The 1,020-nt window shown below is 30.4% G+C and carries 2 protein-coding genes; both read left to right on the top strand.

Features of this window, described 5'->3' with window-relative positions:
• Nucleotides 1-535 (top strand): DMT family transporter (locus tag BG20_RS11260; protein ID WP_010195542.1); only part of this gene is annotated, 535 nt, incomplete at its 5' end.
• A 48-nt stretch (nt 536-583) separates the two neighbouring features.
• On the top strand, nt 584-958 hold the full coding sequence (locus BG20_RS11255; protein WP_010195537.1) for a response regulator: 375 nt from the start codon (nt 584-586) through the stop codon (nt 956-958).
• The last annotated feature ends 62 nt before the right edge of the window (nt 959-1,020 follow it).

The following is a 1,020-nucleotide window of genomic DNA, read 5'->3' as shown; positions in this document are numbered from 1 at the left end:
GGAAAGATTACAGAAAAAAGAGAGAGGCCCATTTACATTGATAATTCTAGGAGTCATCATATTACCAATAGGATATGATATGTACAATACAGGGTTTATGTTTTCAAATATGGTTACTGGTGATTTTTTGATTTTATTGTCAGGAGTGTTTTTTGCAGCAGATATCAATATTTCAAAATATGTATCAGATAGGATAGATTCCAAGAGAATTACACAAATTACATCATTTGTATCAGGACTGGTTGCACTTGGAATAATGTTTACACTTGACATTCCATTTGATATATCATTTACACATATCCCAGGAATTTTACTTAGTGGTTTATTGGGAACAGGGATAGCCACATTCTTTTTTGTTCTTTCATTAAAATTCATTGGCTCTGTAAGAACAACACTTCTGTATTCAACTGGAACTGCGTTTGGAGTGATGTTTTCATGGGCAATATTAGGGGAGGTAATTTCAATTATCAATATACTCACAGTAATTATGATTATTTCAGGAATCTTTTTTCTGCGTAAAAGAATTTCAAGTTAAAAAAAATAAAACCTAAAAACTTAACTAGTAAATAGATTATTTCCAAATATGGGAATAACAGCAATCATAATAGAAGATGATTATGAGCTTTGTGAGGTAGAAAAAGAGCTTCTAGAGTTAAACGAGATTGTTGTTCTCGCAATTGGAAATAATGGACAAGAAGCAGTTGAATTGTATCAAAAATTTAAACCAGATATTGTTTTAATGGATGTACGAATGCCAAATTATGATGGAATTTATGGGATAGAGAACATTAGAAAGTTTGATCCTAAATCAAAGATAATAATGATAACCGCAGAAAGCAATGATGACACCATTCAGAAAATTAATGAATTAAAGGCGTCAGCCTTAATTCTAAAGCCATTTGACGCTGCAAAATTATTTAAAACAATTGACGGGTTATTTTCTAAAACAGAAATTTAATAGACGTAAATTTTCTTACTTTAAAGTTTGCATTATCTCCAACATATCACTGTCTTGAAAAT

It is taken from the genome of Candidatus Nitrosarchaeum limnium BG20, assembly GCF_000241145.1.
GTDB classification, from domain to species: domain Archaea; phylum Thermoproteota; class Nitrososphaeria; order Nitrososphaerales; family Nitrosopumilaceae; genus Nitrosarchaeum; species Nitrosarchaeum limnae.
The sequence above is the reverse complement of the archived record's forward strand: the minus strand, read 5'-3'. Positions and strand labels throughout refer to the sequence as shown.